Below are 14,205 nucleotides of genomic sequence, written 5' to 3'. Positions count from 1 at the left end.
CCCCTCCACCATCGGCTACGCCGACGGTCCCCCTCCCCTTGCAGGGGAGGATCGACAAAAGCCTACTTCCCCACCCGTATCTCGAACAATTTGGGCCAATATTTGCCGGTGATGAACACCCGGTCCTTGGCCGCGTCATAGGCGATGCCGTTGGCCACCGCCTCGCTGTCTCGCACCCCTGCCGCCTTCATCAGCGGCGCAACGTCGATCCAGTCGATTACCGCGCCGGTAGCCGGGTCGATCCGCGCGATCTTCGTTTCATACCAGATATTGGCCCAGATCTCGCCGCGCACATATTCCAGCTCGTTCAGCCGCTCGACCGCGCGTCCGTTCCACGTCACCGTAATACGACGCTGTTCGGCCAGGCTTTCGGGATCAAGGAAGCGCAATTGCGCGCTGCCGTCACTCTGGATGACATGCCGCCCGTCCTGCGTAAGCCCCCAGCCTTCGCCCTTATAGCGAAAGTCGCCGGCTGGCGTGAAATCGCTCAGTTTCCAGAGGAAACCCTGACCATGGCGCCAGGTCAGGCTGATCAGCCGGTCGCCCCAATTGACGATCCCCTCGCCAAAATAGCGCGGCTCCAGCACGCGCCGCTGCACCACCTTGCCGTCCTTCAGCCGCACCTTGCGAATGTCCGACCGCCCCTCCAGCCCGGTGCTTTCATAGAGCGCGCCGTCATGGAAGAAGAGCCCCTCGGTAAAGGCGTCGGGGTCATGCGGGTAGGTTTTCACCAGCGTCCATGGCGTGTCGGCCAGGGCGGGGGTGGCGAACGCAAGCGCGCCCAGCAGCGCAAGCAGAAACTGCCTCACTCCGCTGTCGCCTGCGCCGCAACCGCCGCCGCCAACCAATCCGGCAACAGCGCTGGGTCCAGATCCTCCACCCGCCGCAACTCGATCGACAGGCCCATATCCGGCAACGCCGCCCGCTGGCGCTTCTCCTCCGCTTGGGTAAGCGGCACCGCGACCAGTCGCCGATTCACCTTGGCGCGATAATGCATCCGCGCGGTGTTTTCCTGGCCCACATAGCAGCCCTTGTCATAATCGACCCCGTTCAGCTCCCCGGCATTGGTTTCCAGCCAGAGCGTCTGGTCCTGCCCCAGCTCATCCGCCCCCTCGAACACGCCTTGGCGGAGCCGGTGCACCCGGAAAGCGGCCGCCGCGTCGCCATCCCCCGGTGCCGCGATCCAGCGATGGCCCAGCGCAGGCAAACGCGGATCGTGCGGCCTGTCCGCCGCCTCCAGCGCCCAATGCACCGCCAGCCCTGTGTCGCGCGCGATCACCACCTTGCGCCGCAACCGATAGAGCGCCAGCCGCCTGGCCAAGGCGTCGGCCTGCGCGCTCTCGCAGTCGATCAGCACGTCGTCCCCATCCGCCCACAGCATCATGTCGAACAGCGCCTTGCCCTGCGCGCTCAGCAGCGCGGTCCAGCGCGGCGCGCCCGGTGCCAGCGTCAAAACATCGCGCGTCAGCAGGCCTTGCAGGAAGGGGCGTGCCTCCTCCCCGGAAATTCTCAGGATCGCGCGGTCGGTGAGGGTGGTGCCGGTCATCGGCTTTAGGTAGGACAGGCGACTTCCATATCCAAGCGGTGAGCCACCATGTCCGAAACTTTCGACCTGATCCTGAAGAACGGCACCATCCACACGCCGGGCGGCGCGGAGCAGGCCGATGTCGGCGTGCGCGGCGGCAGGATCGTCGCGATCGGCACGAGCCTTGGGGATGCGGGCGAGGTGATCGATTGCACCGGCCTCGACGTCCTGCCCGGCTGCATCGACAGTCAGGTCCATTTCCGCGAGCCGGGGCTGGAGCATAAGGAAGATCTCGAATCGGGCAGCCGCGCGGCGGTGCTGGGCGGCATCACCGCCGTGTTTGAAATGCCCAACACCAATCCCAACACCGACACGGCAGAGCGCGTCCATGACAAGCTGCAACGCGCCCATCACCGCATGTGGTGCGACCATGCCTTCTATGTCGGCGCGACGGCGGACAATGCGGAGCATCTCAAGGAACTGGAACGCATCCCCGGCACCGCAGGGGTCAAGATTTTCATGGGGGCGTCGACCGGCAGCCTGCTGGTCGATGATGACAATGCGCTTGCTCGCGTGCTGGCCAGCGGCACCCGCCGCGTCGCCATCCATGCGGAGGATGAGACGCGGATGAATGCGCGCAAAGGTCACGCCTTGGCGGGCGATCCATCGTCCCACCCGGTCTGGCGCGACGATGAAAGCGCGATGATCGCGACCAAGCGCATCATCGGCCTGGCCCGCGCCGCGCGCCGTCGCATCCACATCCTGCACATCACCACGCCCGCCGAACTCGCCTATATCGGCCAGAACAAGGATATCGCCACCTGCGAGGTGACACCCCAGCATCTGACGCTGGCGGGGGAGGAGGCCTATCCGCGCCTTGGCACCTATGCCCAGATGAACCCGCCGATCCGGTCGGGCGCACACCGCGATGGTCTGTGGCACTGGCTGAACCAGGGCGTGCCTGATGTCCTGGGCAGCGATCATGCCCCCCACACGATCGAGGAAAAGGCCAAGCCCTATCCCACCAGCCCCAGCGGAATGCCCGGTGTCCAGACGCTTGTACCGCTACTGCTCAACCATGTGGCGGAGGGGCGGCTAAGCCTGCGCCGCTTTATCGAACTGACCTCGTCCGGCCCGCAGCGTGTGTTCGGGCTGGTCGGCAAAGGGCGGATCGCACTCGGCTATGACGCCGATTTCACCGTGGTGGACCTGAAAAAACGCTGGACCGTGGGCAGCGACTGGCTTGCCTCCCGCTGCAACTGGTCGCCGTTCGAGGGGATGGAGCTGACTGGCAAGGCAGTCGGCACCATCATTCGCGGCCATCGCGTCATGTGGGAGGATGCGCTGGCCAATGAAGCGGTTGGCGAAGCGGTGCGTTTCGAGGCGACGGAATTTTCCTGATACCCACCACCGTTCGTTTCGAGCGTGTCGAGAAACGCAAACACTGCGCTGACGTTTCTCGACTTCGCTCGAAACGAACGGGCTATGATTAAACCGTCGCCGCCCGGTTGCGCCGCGCCATCCGCACGCCATCGGTCGCAAACAGGATCAGGGCGATCCAGATCAGGCCGAAACTGATCATCTGGCCGTGACTCAGCGTTTCGCCGAACAGCACGACGCCGCAGAAAAATTGCAGCATCGGGGCCAGATATTGCAATATGCCCAGTGTCGCCATCGGCAGCCGTTGCGCTGCCATGGCGAACAACACCAGCGGCACAGTGGTCAACGCGCCGGAAATCACCAGCAGCGCGGTCGTCCCGGCGTCCTGACCGAAGCTCACCCCGCCATGGCCTGCTTCCCAGATCAGATAGGCAATCGAAGGCGGCGTCAGCAGCAGCGTCTCGACGCCAAGGCCTGTCATCGGCGCTACCGGCGTCAGCTTGCGCAGCAGGCCATAGAAAGCGAAGCTGAACGCCAGCGTCAGGCTGATCCACAGCGTGGTCAGCGCCGCCGCTGCCAGAATCGTCACGCCGACCGCCGCCACACCGATCGCCAGCATTTGCGGTCGCCTCAGCCTTTCCTTCAACACCAGCACGCCCAGCGCGACATTGACCAGCGGATTGAGGAAATAGCCCAGGCTGGTCGCGACGACATGGCCATGATTGACCGCCCACACATAGGTCAGCCAGTTGATCGCGATCATCAATGCCGACGCAGCCAGCGGCATGATCAGGCGCCGTTCGCGCAATGCCGCGATCAGCGGTGCCAGTCCCCGGCGCGCTGCCAGCAGCGTGACGATCAACAGCAGCGACCACAACACCCGCTGGGTGACGATCTCGACCGGATCGACATGATGGACCAGCCGAAAGAAGATCGGCAGCAGACCCCAAACGATATAGGCGACAATCGCAGCGATCAGGCCATTGCGCGTATAATTTTGCGTCGGGTTCAGAAAATCCCCCCACCCAGAAACAGCCGCAACGCGCCGAAGGCCGCGACGATCAGGCAGAAATTGCGCCCGCCATTGCGTGAAGAGACCATGCCGATCACCGCGCCGAACAGCGCCATGGGCACCAGCAGCCAGTTAAGGGCGCCCAGCAACGGGATGAAGGCGGGGATCATCAGGACCAGGGTGACAAGGCCGATAAAGCCGGATAATATGTTCAGCATGGCATCTAAATGCCCATTCCGCAGCGTGGCTACAAGGCGAACGGGAAGGCCAATGGGTAGAAACTGGCCCGATGATGCGGAATTTTCCCGCGATTCACCAAATGTCCTAACGAAAAATTAACCCGCACTCTTCATGGCTTGTTTACGAAGGAGTGCAGCATGGCGTTTTTCCGGCCAGTATCGTTTTTCCGGTCCGTATCGATCATCACCCTGACGCTGGCGATCGCCGCCTGCGGCAAGGGGGACAAGGACGCCAACCTCGCCGCGCTCGATGCGCAACTCACCAACAATGCGGTCGACCCCGCGCTGAAAGGCGCGCTCGCCGACCCCATCGTGGTCGATCCGCAACTGGTCGGTCAGTCCAACCGCAATGCCGTGCGCCCCGCCGACCGGCCTGCCAACGGTGCCGTGCCGTTGCTGTCGGGTGACGCGGGCAAGGCGCAGGCCGCCGCCTTGCAGCAGGCAGGCGGCAAGCTGCTCACCGCCCCCGCACCCAGCGAAGGTGACGCGATGGCATCCACCGTCACCCTTGGCGCGGTCGCCCGCGAACAGGCGGCGCGCAACGGCGGCAACGCCAATTGCACCAAGCAGCTCGCCTATGGCATGGAATGGGCGCAGCGCCTGCCCGATCCCTTCACCCTCTATCCCGGCGCGCAACTGACCGAAGCGGCGGGCGCGGAACGCAATGGCTGCACCCTGCGCGCCGCCAGTTTCGTCACGCCTGTGCCGCGTCAGGGGGTCATGGACTATTATTATACGCTCGCCCGTCGCGCCGGTTATGATGGCGAACATAAGATATTGGGCGGCGATCATGTGCTGGGCGGCACGCGCAAGGCCGATGGCAGCGCCTATTTCATCCTCTTCACCGACGCGCCGGGCGGCCAGACCAACATCGACATCATCGCCGACAACGGCAAATAACAGCGACGGCAGCTATTCCTTCCGCCCCATTCCCCTGATCGCCATTTGGCTGTAGGGCGAGCGGCATGACCAATATTTTCCTTGTTATGGGCGGCGGCGCGGTGGGTGCTGCGCTGCGGTACCAGCTGGGCCGTTTCTTCGGTGCAATGACGCCGGGCGCGACCTGGCCGTGGGGCACTTTTACGGCCAATCTGATCGGCGGTTTCGCCATGGGCCTGCTCGCAGGCTGGCTGGCGCGCGGCAGCATGACGTCGGGCGAACCGATCCGGCTGCTGCTGGGCGTCGGCGTGCTGGGCGGCTTCACCACCTTTTCTGCCTTCAGCCTGGAAACGCTGCTGATGATCGAGCGTGGCCAGATCTTCGTCGCACTGGCCTATGCGCTGGCATCGGTGATCGGCGCGGTCGTCGCGCTGGCGCTGGGCCTGTCGCTGATGCGGAGTGTCGTGGCATGAAGGGGCGTCCTCCCGGCAAGAGCGATGCCCCGCGCGGTCGCAAACCCGCTGCGCCCGGCAAATCCTTCGGCAAGCCCGCCGCGGGCAAATCCGCCCCCGGCAAGCCGACCGGCGCGCCCGGCCGCGCCCGTGGCGGCGCAAAAGCTGCGACCGCACGCAAGGGGGAGGACGGCAAGCCTGCCTTCAAGCCGCCGTTCAAATCCGGCCCGAAAAGGCCCGCCGCCAAACCCGCCGCTGCCAAGGTGGCACCGGTGGTCCAGGCCGCGACGCCCAAGCCTTCGGCGGCCAAGGGCGTCTCGCTCGACGTGCGCCAATATCGGGTCCAGCCCGACGATGACGGCATCCGCCTCGACCGCTGGTTCCAGCGTCATCTGCCCGATGTCGGCTTCAACATCGTGTCGCGCTGGTCGCGCACCGGCCAGTTGCGCGTCGATGGCGCGCGCGCCGCGCCCGGCGATCGGATCGCCGAAGGGCAGATGATCCGCGTCCCGCCCGCCGAGGCGAAGGCGTCGGCATCCGAACGCCCCGCCAAGCGCGCGATGGTCATAGACCTGACCCCGGACGAGATCGCCTATGTGCAGGAAATGGTGATCCATCGCGATGCGCAGGCGATCGTCATCAACAAGCCGCCGGGTCTGGCGACGCAGGGCGGGACCAAGACCGACGAGCATGTCGACAAGCTGCTCGACGGGCTGATCTTCAACGCCGAATCGCGCCCGAAGCTGGTCCACCGGCTGGACAAGGATACGTCGGGCGCGCTGCTGCTCGCCCGTTCCAGCCGCGCCGCCGCCCATTTCGCCAAAGCCTTTTCCAGCCGCACCGCGCGCAAAGTCTATTGGGCGCTGGTCATCGGCGTGCCGTCGATCAACGACGGCATGATCGAACTGCCGCTCGCCAAGCAACCGGGCACTGGCGGCGAGAAAATGCATGTCGATGAAGCGGAAGGGCTGCCTGCCCGCACCCGCTATCGCGTCATCGAACGCGCGGGCAACCGCGCCGCCTGGGTCGAACTGCAACCCTATACCGGCCGCACCCACCAGCTGCGCGTCCATCTCGCCGCGATCGGCCATCCTATCGTGGGCGACGGCAAATATGGCGGCAAGGACAGTTTCCTGACCGGCACGATCAGCCGCAAGATGCACCTCCACGCCCGCCGCATCCGGGTCGATCATCCCGATGGTGGCCGGGTGGACGTGATGGCGGACCTGCCCGCCCATTTCGCCTCCAGCCTTGCCGACCTGGGCTTCGACCTCAGCCTGGGCGACATGCCGCTGGATGACGAGATCGACCGCACCCCCACGCGCGAGGATGAAAAGAAATATGCGCGCCAGCACGCCAAGCAGGTGCGCAAGGACCGCAAGGGCGAACGGCGCTCACGCGGGGGCGAATAAGGACAGCGGGCATGAGCAATCCCTTGGTCGTGTTCGATTGCGACGGCACGCTGGTCGACAGCCAGCACAGCATCTGCACCGCCATGGCCCGCGCGTTCGAGGAAGCGAAGCTCAGCGCACCAGATCGTTTTGCCATCCTCTCGGTCGTGGGCCTGTCGCTGCCCCACGCCATGGCCCGGTTGCTGCCCGATGCCGAGGCGGATTTTCACGATCATCTCTCGGAACGCTACAAGCTGGCGTTTCAGGCGATGCGCCGCGAAAATGCCGTGTCCGAACCGCTCTATCCCGGCATCGCCGATCTGGTGCATGATCTGGATCGCGCCGGCTGGCTGCTGGGCGTCGCCACCGGCAAGTCGGATCGCGGCCTTGCGCTCTGCCTCACCCATCACGGCCTGATCGACCGTTTCATTACGCTCCAGACCGCCGACCGCCACCCGTCCAAGCCGCATCCCTCCATGCTTCTGACCGCGATGGCCGAGGCCGGTGCGGCGCCCGACACCACCGTCATGATCGGCGACACCAGCTTCGACATCGACATGGGGGCAGCCGCAGGGGTGCGCAGCATCGGCGTCGCCTGGGGCTATCACGCGCCTGATGAACTGATCGCGGCGGGCGCGCAGGCCGTGGCGATGGACAGCGCGCAATTGCGCGGCCATATCGGCGCGCCATGACCGACTTTCCGCCCCCACCCCCGTCTCCGCCCTCTGGCGATCCCGAAAGGATCGCCCGCCAGCGCCATTTCGCCATTGGCCTGTTCCGCTTGTCGGGTGCCTTCATCGTCATGTTCGGCTTCCTTGCCATCATGCAGCGCTTCACCTGGGTGCAGGGCGACAAGGCCAAGGCATTCGGTGCGATCATGGTCGTGGTCGGCCTGTTCCAGTTCATGGTCGTGCCGCGCCTGATGCTGGCCCTGTTCAAACGCACCAAGCCATGAAGCGCTTCTACAAGGACGTGGCCGTCGTCCCGTCCGATCACGGTTTTGCGATCCAGCTCGACACCCGCCCGGTCCGCACCCCGGCCCGCGCGCTGCTGGCGCTGCCCACGCCTGCGCTGGCGGACGCGGTGGCGGCCGAATGGCGCGCGCAGGGCGAGACGGTCGATCCCGGCACCATGCCGCTCACCGGCCTTGCCAATGCCGCGATCGACCATATCGTCCCCAATCATGTCAGCTTTGCCGCAGGTATCGCCCGCTATGGGCAGAGCGACCTGCTCTGCTATCGCGCGCACGCGCCGCAGACGCTGGTGGAGCGACAGGCGGCAGCATGGGATCCGCTGCTCGACTGGGCGCGCGCGCGCTATGACATTGCCTTTGTCGTGACGCAGGGCATCTTGCCGGTCGATCAGCCCGCGCAGACGCTCGCCAGGCTCGATGCAGCGGTCGCGGCGTTCGATCCCTTCCTGCTGGCGGGCCTCTCCACGCTGGTGAATCTCAGCGGCTCGCTCATCTGCGGCCTTGCCATTGTCGATGGCGGCCATGACCTCGACGCCATCTGGCAGGCGGCGGAAATCGACGATGCCTGGCAGGTTGAACAATGGGGCGAAGATGCCCAGGCCGCCGCCCGCACCACCCAACGCGCCGCCGATTTTTCCACGGCCGGAGCCTTTTGTGCGATGAGCCGCCCCTGAAGGGGTGGGAACAAGCCTGCTCCTTCGTTCATTATTGATGTTGAAAGGCGCGATATTCGCCTGTTCGACATTTTCGGTGCAACGACCAAGGAGACCCTGACATTGGCAAAGACCACCCTGATCGCTTTGATGAGCCTGTCCGCGCCGCTGGCGCTCGTGACGCCCGCATCGGCCCAGGACGCGCCTGCTGCCCAATCCGCTCCTGCCGCCGCGCAGATGACCCCTGAACAGATTGCCGCCTTCAACAGCGCCGTTACCGCCTTCACCGCTGGCCAGAGCGCCCAGCAGGCGGGCGACAATGCCGGTGCCGTCGCCAAATATGACGCCGCGCTCCCCGCGATCCGCACGGCGGTAGAGGCGGACCCGTCAAAGATCGATAATGTCAATTTCCTCGCCAACGCCCTTTACGCCGATGCTGCCGCTTATGGTGCGCTGGGGCAGATGGACAAGGTGATCGCACTCTATGGCGAATCGGTGCCGCACTGGCGCAAGGTGGTGGAAGCCAAGCCCACAGACGCTGCCAGCCGCAACATATTGGCGGGCATACTCATCCAGATGGGCAACCAGAAACTCGCCGCGCAGGACAAGGTCGGCTCCGCCCCGCTCTATACCGAAGCGCTGGCGCTGGCCCGCAAGTCGGCTTCCGAGAACGCAACCGACGCGGTGACGAAGAATATTCTCCTGTCCGCGCTGATCGGGGCAAGCCAGGCAGGCAGCGATCCGGCACTCCAGGCCGAAGCGGTGACGCTGAGCAAGACGATGCTGGCCGATGGTTCGGTCGACGCCACCAACAAGCCCGCGGCGCAGGCGCTGACGGGTGCCAAGGCGGGATAATATATGAGTCGGGAGCGGGCGGCGCATGGCCCCCGTCTCCCGTCATGCCAGTGAAAGCCGTCGCTTAAGCCTCAACCCCGATCTTGTCCGCATAGAGCAATCGCCCGCTGCCCAGCAGCCCCAGCAATTGCGGCAACATATGCGGTGCCACCGCAAAACAGCCTTCGCTCCGGCCGCATTTGCCCCAGGTGGCGATATGGTCCTCGCCCACATAGTCCGCGCCATGAACGACGATGGCGCGCGGTTCGGCATTGTTGTTCTGCGGGTCCAGCCCGATGAGCCGCATCGCCCGGCCATGCTGGCCGATATATTGCTCGCCGGTCATGAAGGCGCCCGAACTGCTGGCCAGTGAATTGGGTTCGTTGGAAAAGCTCTGGAGCCAGCCGCTATGCGCCGGGTCCGATCCCCGGCCATGGGCGACCAGATAGCTGCTGCTTTGCCCGCCGATCAGGTCGACGACATGGAAGCGCAAATCCTTCGACGGGGCGGTGAAATCGGCGATCGCCACCCGGTCACGCAGGGTGAAGGCATCGCCATGCCGGTCGAGCGCGGCCTTGGCCCGTTCCAGCAACGACGCATAGGGTTTTGCAGCGATCGGCTGCACCACCGGAGCGGCGGGCAAGGGCGCGGCAGCAGGCGCAGGCGATGTTCCCACTGGCACGGCCGCCCGGCCGATGCTGTCCGATAGAAATGAAAAGGCGAGTCCGCTTATGGCGAACTTCGTGAAATTGCGGCGATCCATGACGCCAATATAGCAAAGACGCAGCCCCGCTCCAAGAGCGGGGCGATGCACCTTATGGCGCGGAACCGTTCGCTTCGTCTGTGGGCTGGGTCTCCTCGCCTTCCTGCGGCAGGCGCGCGGTCATGCCGGTGGCGTCGGCATCATCCTGAATCTGCTGCTGTTCGGATATGGACGGCGGCGCGGCCGGAGTCGCAACCGCATTGTTGGACGGCGGCGGCAGCACCGCGTCCGGCTCCTCGATGATGATATTCTCGACCGGCGGCTCGACCAGATTATTGGTCGCCGTCGGCTCTTCCTCCTTCTTGCCGCAGGCGGACAGGGCAAGGGCACCGGCAAGGGCGAACAGGGCAATTTTACGCATGGGTGGTCAGTCCTTCGATGCGATAGTCGGGGAGGGGAGGGCAGTGGGGTCGACCCGGCGGCTCGACGCCTCGATCTTGGCGGCCAGCAACTTGTCCCAGCCATAGGGGTCGGCGCGGAAACTCATCGTCCCGTTGCTGCTGGCAAAGGCGGTCCAGTAGAGCAGATAGACCGCCACTTCCTGCGGCAGGGACACACGCTGGGTCTTGCCCGCGTCGATCAGCGTCTGGATCTGCCCGTTCAGGTCCGGGTCGCTCGCCACCATCAGTTCAGCGAGCGACACCGGTTTTTCCAGCCGGATGCAGCCATGACTGGCCAACCGGTCATAGCTTGCAAATTTGCCGCGCGACGGCGTGTCGTGCAGATAGACGGCGAACGGGTTGGCAAAATCGAACTTCAACCGCCCCAGCGCGCTGTTCGGGCCTGCGGGCTGGACGATTCGCTCGCCCCCTTCGGGCGTCTTGATGATCTTGTAGCCCTGCCGCGCCAGCGTCGCGCGCCCCTTGGGGAATAATTCCCGATTGGCGATCGACATCGGCACGTTCCAGGGCGGATTGACCACGATCGAATGGATGCTGGACGTCAGCATCGGCGTCGCATTTTGCGGGCTGCCGGTGACCGCGCGCATCGACGTGACCGGCTGGTCGCCCTGAAACACGGTCAGCACGGCAGCGGCGATGTTCACCTGCACCCGGTTGACCGGCAGGCGGCGCGGCATCCAGCGCCACCGCTCCATATTGGCCATGATCGCGGCGATCCGGTCATCCACGCTGACATTGAGCGCCGCCAGCGTCCGCGCGTCGAGCAGTCCGGTGGGATTAAGCCCATAGCGCCGCTGCGCCCGTTGCAGCACGTCGGTCAGATTTTCGGTCGGGGTGACGCTCTTGTCCTCCAGCGCGATGCGCGCGCGCACCACCATCGGCGCGGACGTGGCGGTCAGCACCGGCCAGCCGCCCTTGTCGCGGATCGCCTCATAGGTCGCCAGTCCCTTGCGCAGCCCGTCATAGCCTGCATAGGGCGGGGTCAGCGCATTGACCCATTGCGCCAGACGATCCTCGGCCACGGCCTTGGCCAGCCCTGGGCGCGGGTCGAACCGTTCGGGGCGCAACGCCCATATCTCCAGAAAATCGGCGGTATCGACACGCCCGGTGGACAGCGCCTTTGCCCGGTCCAGCACCGCACTGACCAGCGCGTCGCCGGTCAGGCTGGCGGTCGCCTTGCTGCGCGCCATCAGCCCCTGTTCCGCGCCACCGCGCAGCCAGCCATTCGCCCACGCCTCCTGCGCCGCCGACAGCGGCGGGATCGGCACCAGCAACGGCACCGCAGGCACTGGCTGCACCTGCGCCGGGGGCAGCGTCGGCGCAAGCGCCGGGGGTTGCGTTACCGGCGTCTGGGCGTAGGCGGGCAGGGTGCTGGCATTAAGGACACTGGCGCTGAGCAGCGCCAGCGTCGAAAAACGGATCATGTCGGGACGGTTCATGCTGGACCAGATAGCGCAAAGCGGCCATCGTTCAAATCACGATAGCGGAAAAGATCATGCTGCACGTCGTTCACCATCCTGCCTATGTCTCTCCCGCAACACCCGGCAGCCGCTTTCGTTTCGACAAATATGGACTGGTGATGGAGGCGCTGCGCGAAAGTGCGCCGCCCATGACGCTCCACACGCCCGATCCGATGCCGCGCGCCTGGATAGAGGCGGTGCATGATCCCGATTATGTGGAGGAGGTGCTGAGCCTTACCGTCCCGCCGTCCAAGGAACGGCGGATCGGCTTTCCGGTCACGGAACGGGTGATGCGTCGCTCCCTGCTGTCGCCCGGCGGCACCTGGGCGGCGGCGCGGCTGGCGCGGCTTCACGGCTTTGCCGCCAATGCCGCAGGGGGCAGCCATCATGCGCTGGCAGATAGCGGTGCGGGCTATTGCGTTTTCAACGACCTAGCCATCGCCGCCAACCGGCTGATCGCGGAAGGGGAGGCGGACCGCATCCTGATCCTCGACCTCGACGTGCATCAGGGGGATGGCACAGCATCGCTGCTGGCGGGCCGTTCCGACATCTTCACCTTGTCAATCCACGCGGACAAGAATTTCCCGGTGCGAAAGGCGCGTTCGACCCTCGACATCGGCCTGCCCGACGGGGTGGAGGACGCCGCCTATCTTACCATCCTCCACGACACGCTGCCGCGCGTGCTGGACGATTTCGCGCCCGACCTCATCCTCTATCAGGCCGGGGTCGATCCCCATGGCGACGACCGGCTGGGACGTCTTGCCCTGACCGACGCGGGCCTGGACGCGCGCGACCGCTATGTGATCCGGCAGGCCAGGGCGCGCGCCATCCCCGTCGCCAGCACCATGGGCGGCGGCTATGGCGAGGACCGCATGGCCGTTGCCCACCGCCACGCCGCCTGCATGATCCGCATGGCGCAGGAAATATTGGGTTAGTGCACCGTCCCGACCGCTGGCTGCGCCCCATCCATCAGCTTGGCCGCGATCAGCCCGGCGACGGCCAGCGCGACGAAATCGCTCAGCGCCAGATAGAGGATATAACCCCATGGCGCATGGTTGAACACGGACTGCCCGACATGCATCCACAGCACCGCCGCCAACGCAAAGACCAGGCTGACCCGCGCCCGCTCGGCAAAGCCGGTCGTCACAAATCGCAGCGCCAGCGCGATCAGCACGCCCACCACCAGCGCCAGGATCAGCCCGCCGATCAGGCTGGCGCTGTCCATCACCGGAAAGCCGCTGCTATTATAGAAAATCTGCGCCACCGGCCCCTTGCCATAAAGGATCGTGCCGTCCGCTGTCGCCGGATCGGGAATGGTATAGACGCCGGTGCCGGTCGTGTTGAGCGCCTGCGCCAGCGCGGCCTGCAAATTGGCGCTCGCCTGCCCCTCTGCGCGGCTCATCGCCAGCGCGCTCAGCGGTGTGCCCCAGAAGATGAAGCCTGTGATAAACATCGCAAAGCCGCCCAGCAGGCCGCCGATTACCGTCCGTATCATCATGCTCTCCACTCCCTGTCCCGCCCATAAGGCTAGGCCAGAACGCGGCGGACGCAATATCTATCCGATGATAGTCAGTCTGCGGGGCGCGATGCCTTCTCGGCAATCCCCGACACGCCCTCACGCCGCTCCAGCTCGTCGCACACGGAATCGAGCGAAATGTCGAGGTCCGCGAGCAGCAGCAGCAGGTGGAACAGCAGGTCGGCGCTTTCGCCGACCACGCCGTCACGGTCCCCCGCCATCGCGGCGATCACCGTCTCGACCGCTTCCTCGCCGACCTTCTGCGCAATCTTGCCCCGCCCCCGCGCCGTCAGCTTGGCGACATAGGATGTGGACGGGTCAGCCGAGCGCCGCTGGCGGATCGTCTGTTCAAGGGCAAAGAGGGTGGCACGCATGGCAGCGCATCAAGCGCCGTGCGCGCCACCCGTCAATGGGAAAATTACTTGCGGTTGCGACGGCCGCGCAGCAGACGGAAGCCGATGACCGCCACGCCCATGGCGAACAGGCCCATCTGTTCCGGCTCAGGCACCGGGGTCGGCGTGCCGCCGCCGGAACTGCTCGTCGTGCCGCCGGTCGAGCTGCTGGTTGTGGTGCCGCCGCTGCTGGTGCCACCGCATTTGCCAAACCAGCACCATGTTGCCTGTGCAGGCGTCGCCGCCCCAATCAGACCGGCGGCCCCGGCCACCAAAAGCATCTTGTTGATTTTCATCTATGTCACCCTGTTCTAACACTACTTTGGCAGAAGTGT

At 65.4% G+C, this 14,205-nt stretch carries 19 protein-coding genes; 9 read left to right on the top strand and 10 right to left on the bottom strand.

Translation table 11 applies throughout. The features are described from left to right. Window positions 1–62: 62 nt before the first annotated feature. Both EBBID32_RS20150 and ygfZ read right to left on the bottom strand, forming a co-directional pair. Window positions 63–809: a glutaminyl-peptide cyclotransferase gene (locus EBBID32_RS20150; RefSeq protein WP_006965644.1), complete on the bottom strand. Its 747-nt coding sequence runs from the start codon at window positions 807–809 to the stop codon at window positions 63–65. After that, window positions 806–1,546 carry a CAF17-like 4Fe-4S cluster assembly/insertion protein YgfZ gene (gene ygfZ, locus EBBID32_RS20145; RefSeq protein WP_006965642.1) on the bottom strand — a complete coding sequence of 247 codons (741 nt, stop codon included), beginning with the start codon at window positions 1,544–1,546 and terminating at the stop codon, window positions 806–808. Before ygfZ ends, EBBID32_RS20150 begins: the two co-directional genes overlap by 4 nt. 48 nt (window positions 1,547–1,594) lie before the next feature. Here ygfZ and EBBID32_RS20140 point away from each other — a divergent pair, with 48 nt between their 5' ends. After that, the gene (locus tag EBBID32_RS20140; RefSeq protein WP_006965641.1) at window positions 1,595–2,926 is read left to right on the top strand and encodes a dihydroorotase; all 1,332 of its coding nucleotides are present in this window, start codon (window positions 1,595–1,597) and stop codon (window positions 2,924–2,926) included. Between the two features lie 88 nt (window positions 2,927–3,014). On the opposite strand, the gene rarD is transcribed toward EBBID32_RS20140, so the two are convergent. Both rarD and EBBID32_RS20130 read right to left on the bottom strand, forming a co-directional pair. Continuing rightward, a complete protein-coding gene (gene rarD / locus EBBID32_RS20135; RefSeq protein WP_269213217.1) occupies window positions 3,015–3,881 on the bottom strand; it encodes an EamA family transporter RarD in 867 nt (288 codons plus the stop codon). Between the two features lie 32 nt (window positions 3,882–3,913). Next, entirely contained in the window at window positions 3,914–4,135 is a 222-nt protein-coding gene (locus tag EBBID32_RS20130) for a hypothetical protein (RefSeq protein WP_006965637.1), read from the bottom strand. 159 nt (window positions 4,136–4,294) lie between these two features. On the opposite strand from EBBID32_RS20130, the gene EBBID32_RS20125 reads away from it, so the two are divergent. The 7 genes from EBBID32_RS20125 to EBBID32_RS20095 all read left to right on the top strand — a co-directional run bounded on the left by EBBID32_RS20125 (window position 4,295) and on the right by EBBID32_RS20095 (window position 9,359). Further along, window positions 4,295–5,056, top strand: coding sequence for a hypothetical protein (locus EBBID32_RS20125; protein WP_006965633.1), 762 nt, complete (start codon window positions 4,295–4,297; stop codon window positions 5,054–5,056). Window positions 5,057–5,121: 65 nt separating this feature from the next. After that, window positions 5,122–5,508, top strand: a complete 387-nt coding sequence (gene crcB / locus EBBID32_RS20120) for a fluoride efflux transporter CrcB (RefSeq protein ID WP_006965631.1) — start codon at window positions 5,122–5,124, stop codon at window positions 5,506–5,508. Then, window positions 5,505–6,899, top strand: coding sequence for an RluA family pseudouridine synthase (locus tag EBBID32_RS20115; protein ID WP_006965629.1), 1,395 nt, complete (start codon window positions 5,505–5,507; stop codon window positions 6,897–6,899). Before crcB ends, EBBID32_RS20115 begins: the two co-directional genes overlap by 4 nt. Before the next feature lie 11 nt (window positions 6,900–6,910). Then, entirely contained in the window at window positions 6,911–7,570 is a 660-nt protein-coding gene (locus tag EBBID32_RS20110) for an HAD-IA family hydrolase (RefSeq protein ID WP_006965627.1), read from the top strand. Continuing rightward, complete coding sequence (locus EBBID32_RS20105) at window positions 7,567–7,833, top strand: hypothetical protein (RefSeq protein WP_006965625.1); 267 nt, start codon at window positions 7,567–7,569, stop codon at window positions 7,831–7,833. Before EBBID32_RS20110 ends, EBBID32_RS20105 begins: the two co-directional genes overlap by 4 nt. Continuing rightward, on the top strand, window positions 7,830–8,525 hold the full coding sequence (locus EBBID32_RS20100; RefSeq protein ID WP_006965623.1) for an ATP12 family chaperone protein: 696 nt from the start codon (window positions 7,830–7,832) through the stop codon (window positions 8,523–8,525). Before EBBID32_RS20105 ends, EBBID32_RS20100 begins: the two co-directional genes overlap by 4 nt. Window positions 8,526–8,654: 129 nt before the next feature. After that, on the top strand, window positions 8,655–9,359 hold the full coding sequence (locus tag EBBID32_RS20095) for a hypothetical protein (RefSeq protein ID WP_037492158.1): 705 nt from the start codon (window positions 8,655–8,657) through the stop codon (window positions 9,357–9,359). Window positions 9,360–9,423: 64 nt separating this feature from the next. Here EBBID32_RS20095 and EBBID32_RS20090 read toward each other — a convergent pair whose 3' ends face one another. From EBBID32_RS20090 to EBBID32_RS20080, 3 genes are read right to left on the bottom strand one after another with little or no spacing between them, the layout of a single operon-like run. Then, window positions 9,424–10,101 (bottom strand): murein L,D-transpeptidase catalytic domain family protein, encoded by a 678-nt coding sequence (locus EBBID32_RS20090; RefSeq protein WP_006965619.1) that lies wholly within the window; start codon window positions 10,099–10,101, stop codon window positions 9,424–9,426. A gap of 52 nt (window positions 10,102–10,153) precedes the next feature. Beyond that, window positions 10,154–10,462: a hypothetical protein gene (locus EBBID32_RS20085; protein ID WP_006965617.1), complete on the bottom strand. Its 309-nt coding sequence runs from the start codon at window positions 10,460–10,462 to the stop codon at window positions 10,154–10,156. Between the two features lie 6 nt (window positions 10,463–10,468). Then, window positions 10,469–11,926: a L,D-transpeptidase family protein gene (locus EBBID32_RS20080; protein WP_006965615.1), complete on the bottom strand. Its 1,458-nt coding sequence runs from the start codon at window positions 11,924–11,926 to the stop codon at window positions 10,469–10,471. A gap of 71 nt (window positions 11,927–11,997) precedes the next feature. Here EBBID32_RS20080 and EBBID32_RS20075 point away from each other — a divergent pair, with 71 nt between their 5' ends. Further along, window positions 11,998–12,897, top strand: coding sequence for a histone deacetylase family protein (locus EBBID32_RS20075; protein WP_006965613.1), 900 nt, complete (start codon window positions 11,998–12,000; stop codon window positions 12,895–12,897). Here the strand turns inward: EBBID32_RS20075 and EBBID32_RS20070 are convergent. The 3 genes from EBBID32_RS20070 to EBBID32_RS20060 form a co-directional block, all read right to left on the bottom strand. Next, window positions 12,894–13,460 (bottom strand): hypothetical protein, encoded by a 567-nt coding sequence (locus EBBID32_RS20070; RefSeq protein ID WP_006965611.1) that lies wholly within the window; start codon window positions 13,458–13,460, stop codon window positions 12,894–12,896. The genes EBBID32_RS20075 and EBBID32_RS20070 overlap by 4 nt on opposite strands. A gap of 71 nt (window positions 13,461–13,531) precedes the next feature. Next, window positions 13,532–13,852: a phosphoribosyl-ATP diphosphatase gene (locus EBBID32_RS20065; RefSeq protein WP_006965609.1), complete on the bottom strand. Its 321-nt coding sequence runs from the start codon at window positions 13,850–13,852 to the stop codon at window positions 13,532–13,534. A 44-nt stretch (window positions 13,853–13,896) separates the two neighbouring features. After that, window positions 13,897–14,166: a PEP-CTERM sorting domain-containing protein gene (locus EBBID32_RS20060; RefSeq protein ID WP_006965607.1), complete on the bottom strand. Its 270-nt coding sequence runs from the start codon at window positions 14,164–14,166 to the stop codon at window positions 13,897–13,899. Between the last annotated feature and the right edge of the window lie 39 nt (window positions 14,167–14,205).

Source organism: Sphingobium indicum BiD32 (assembly GCF_000382885.1).
Classification (GTDB): Bacteria; Pseudomonadota; Alphaproteobacteria; order Sphingomonadales; family Sphingomonadaceae; genus Sphingobium; species Sphingobium japonicum_C.
This window is presented reverse-complemented; position numbering and strand designations above follow the sequence as displayed.

Excerpts from the sequence above, each read along its gene's own strand:
- ygfZ (WP_006965642.1), bottom strand. The coding sequence starts at position 1,546 with ATGACCGGCACCACCCTCACCGACCGCGCGATCCTGAGAATTTCCGGG.
- EBBID32_RS20140 (WP_006965641.1), top strand. The coding sequence starts at position 1,595 with ATGTCCGAAACTTTCGACCTGATCCTGAAGAACGGCACCATCCACACG.
- EBBID32_RS20130 (WP_006965637.1), bottom strand. The coding sequence starts at position 4,135 with ATGCTGAACATATTATCCGGCTTTATCGGCCTTGTCACCCTGGTCCTG.
- EBBID32_RS20125 (WP_006965633.1), top strand. The coding sequence starts at position 4,295 with ATGGCGTTTTTCCGGCCAGTATCGTTTTTCCGGTCCGTATCGATCATC.
- crcB (WP_006965631.1), top strand. The coding sequence starts at position 5,122 with ATGACCAATATTTTCCTTGTTATGGGCGGCGGCGCGGTGGGTGCTGCG.
- EBBID32_RS20115 (WP_006965629.1), top strand. The coding sequence starts at position 5,505 with ATGAAGGGGCGTCCTCCCGGCAAGAGCGATGCCCCGCGCGGTCGCAAA.
- EBBID32_RS20110 (WP_006965627.1), top strand. The coding sequence starts at position 6,911 with ATGAGCAATCCCTTGGTCGTGTTCGATTGCGACGGCACGCTGGTCGAC.
- EBBID32_RS20105 (WP_006965625.1), top strand. The coding sequence starts at position 7,567 with ATGACCGACTTTCCGCCCCCACCCCCGTCTCCGCCCTCTGGCGATCCC.
- EBBID32_RS20100 (WP_006965623.1), top strand. The coding sequence starts at position 7,830 with ATGAAGCGCTTCTACAAGGACGTGGCCGTCGTCCCGTCCGATCACGGT.
- EBBID32_RS20095 (WP_037492158.1), top strand. The coding sequence starts at position 8,655 with ATGAGCCTGTCCGCGCCGCTGGCGCTCGTGACGCCCGCATCGGCCCAG.
- EBBID32_RS20090 (WP_006965619.1), bottom strand. The coding sequence starts at position 10,101 with ATGGATCGCCGCAATTTCACGAAGTTCGCCATAAGCGGACTCGCCTTT.
- EBBID32_RS20085 (WP_006965617.1), bottom strand. The coding sequence starts at position 10,462 with ATGCGTAAAATTGCCCTGTTCGCCCTTGCCGGTGCCCTTGCCCTGTCC.
- EBBID32_RS20080 (WP_006965615.1), bottom strand. The coding sequence starts at position 11,926 with ATGATCCGTTTTTCGACGCTGGCGCTGCTCAGCGCCAGTGTCCTTAAT.
- EBBID32_RS20075 (WP_006965613.1), top strand. The coding sequence starts at position 11,998 with ATGCTGCACGTCGTTCACCATCCTGCCTATGTCTCTCCCGCAACACCC.
- EBBID32_RS20070 (WP_006965611.1), bottom strand. The coding sequence starts at position 13,460 with ATGATGATACGGACGGTAATCGGCGGCCTGCTGGGCGGCTTTGCGATG.
- EBBID32_RS20065 (WP_006965609.1), bottom strand. The coding sequence starts at position 13,852 with ATGCGTGCCACCCTCTTTGCCCTTGAACAGACGATCCGCCAGCGGCGC.
- EBBID32_RS20060 (WP_006965607.1), bottom strand. The coding sequence starts at position 14,166 with ATGAAAATCAACAAGATGCTTTTGGTGGCCGGGGCCGCCGGTCTGATT.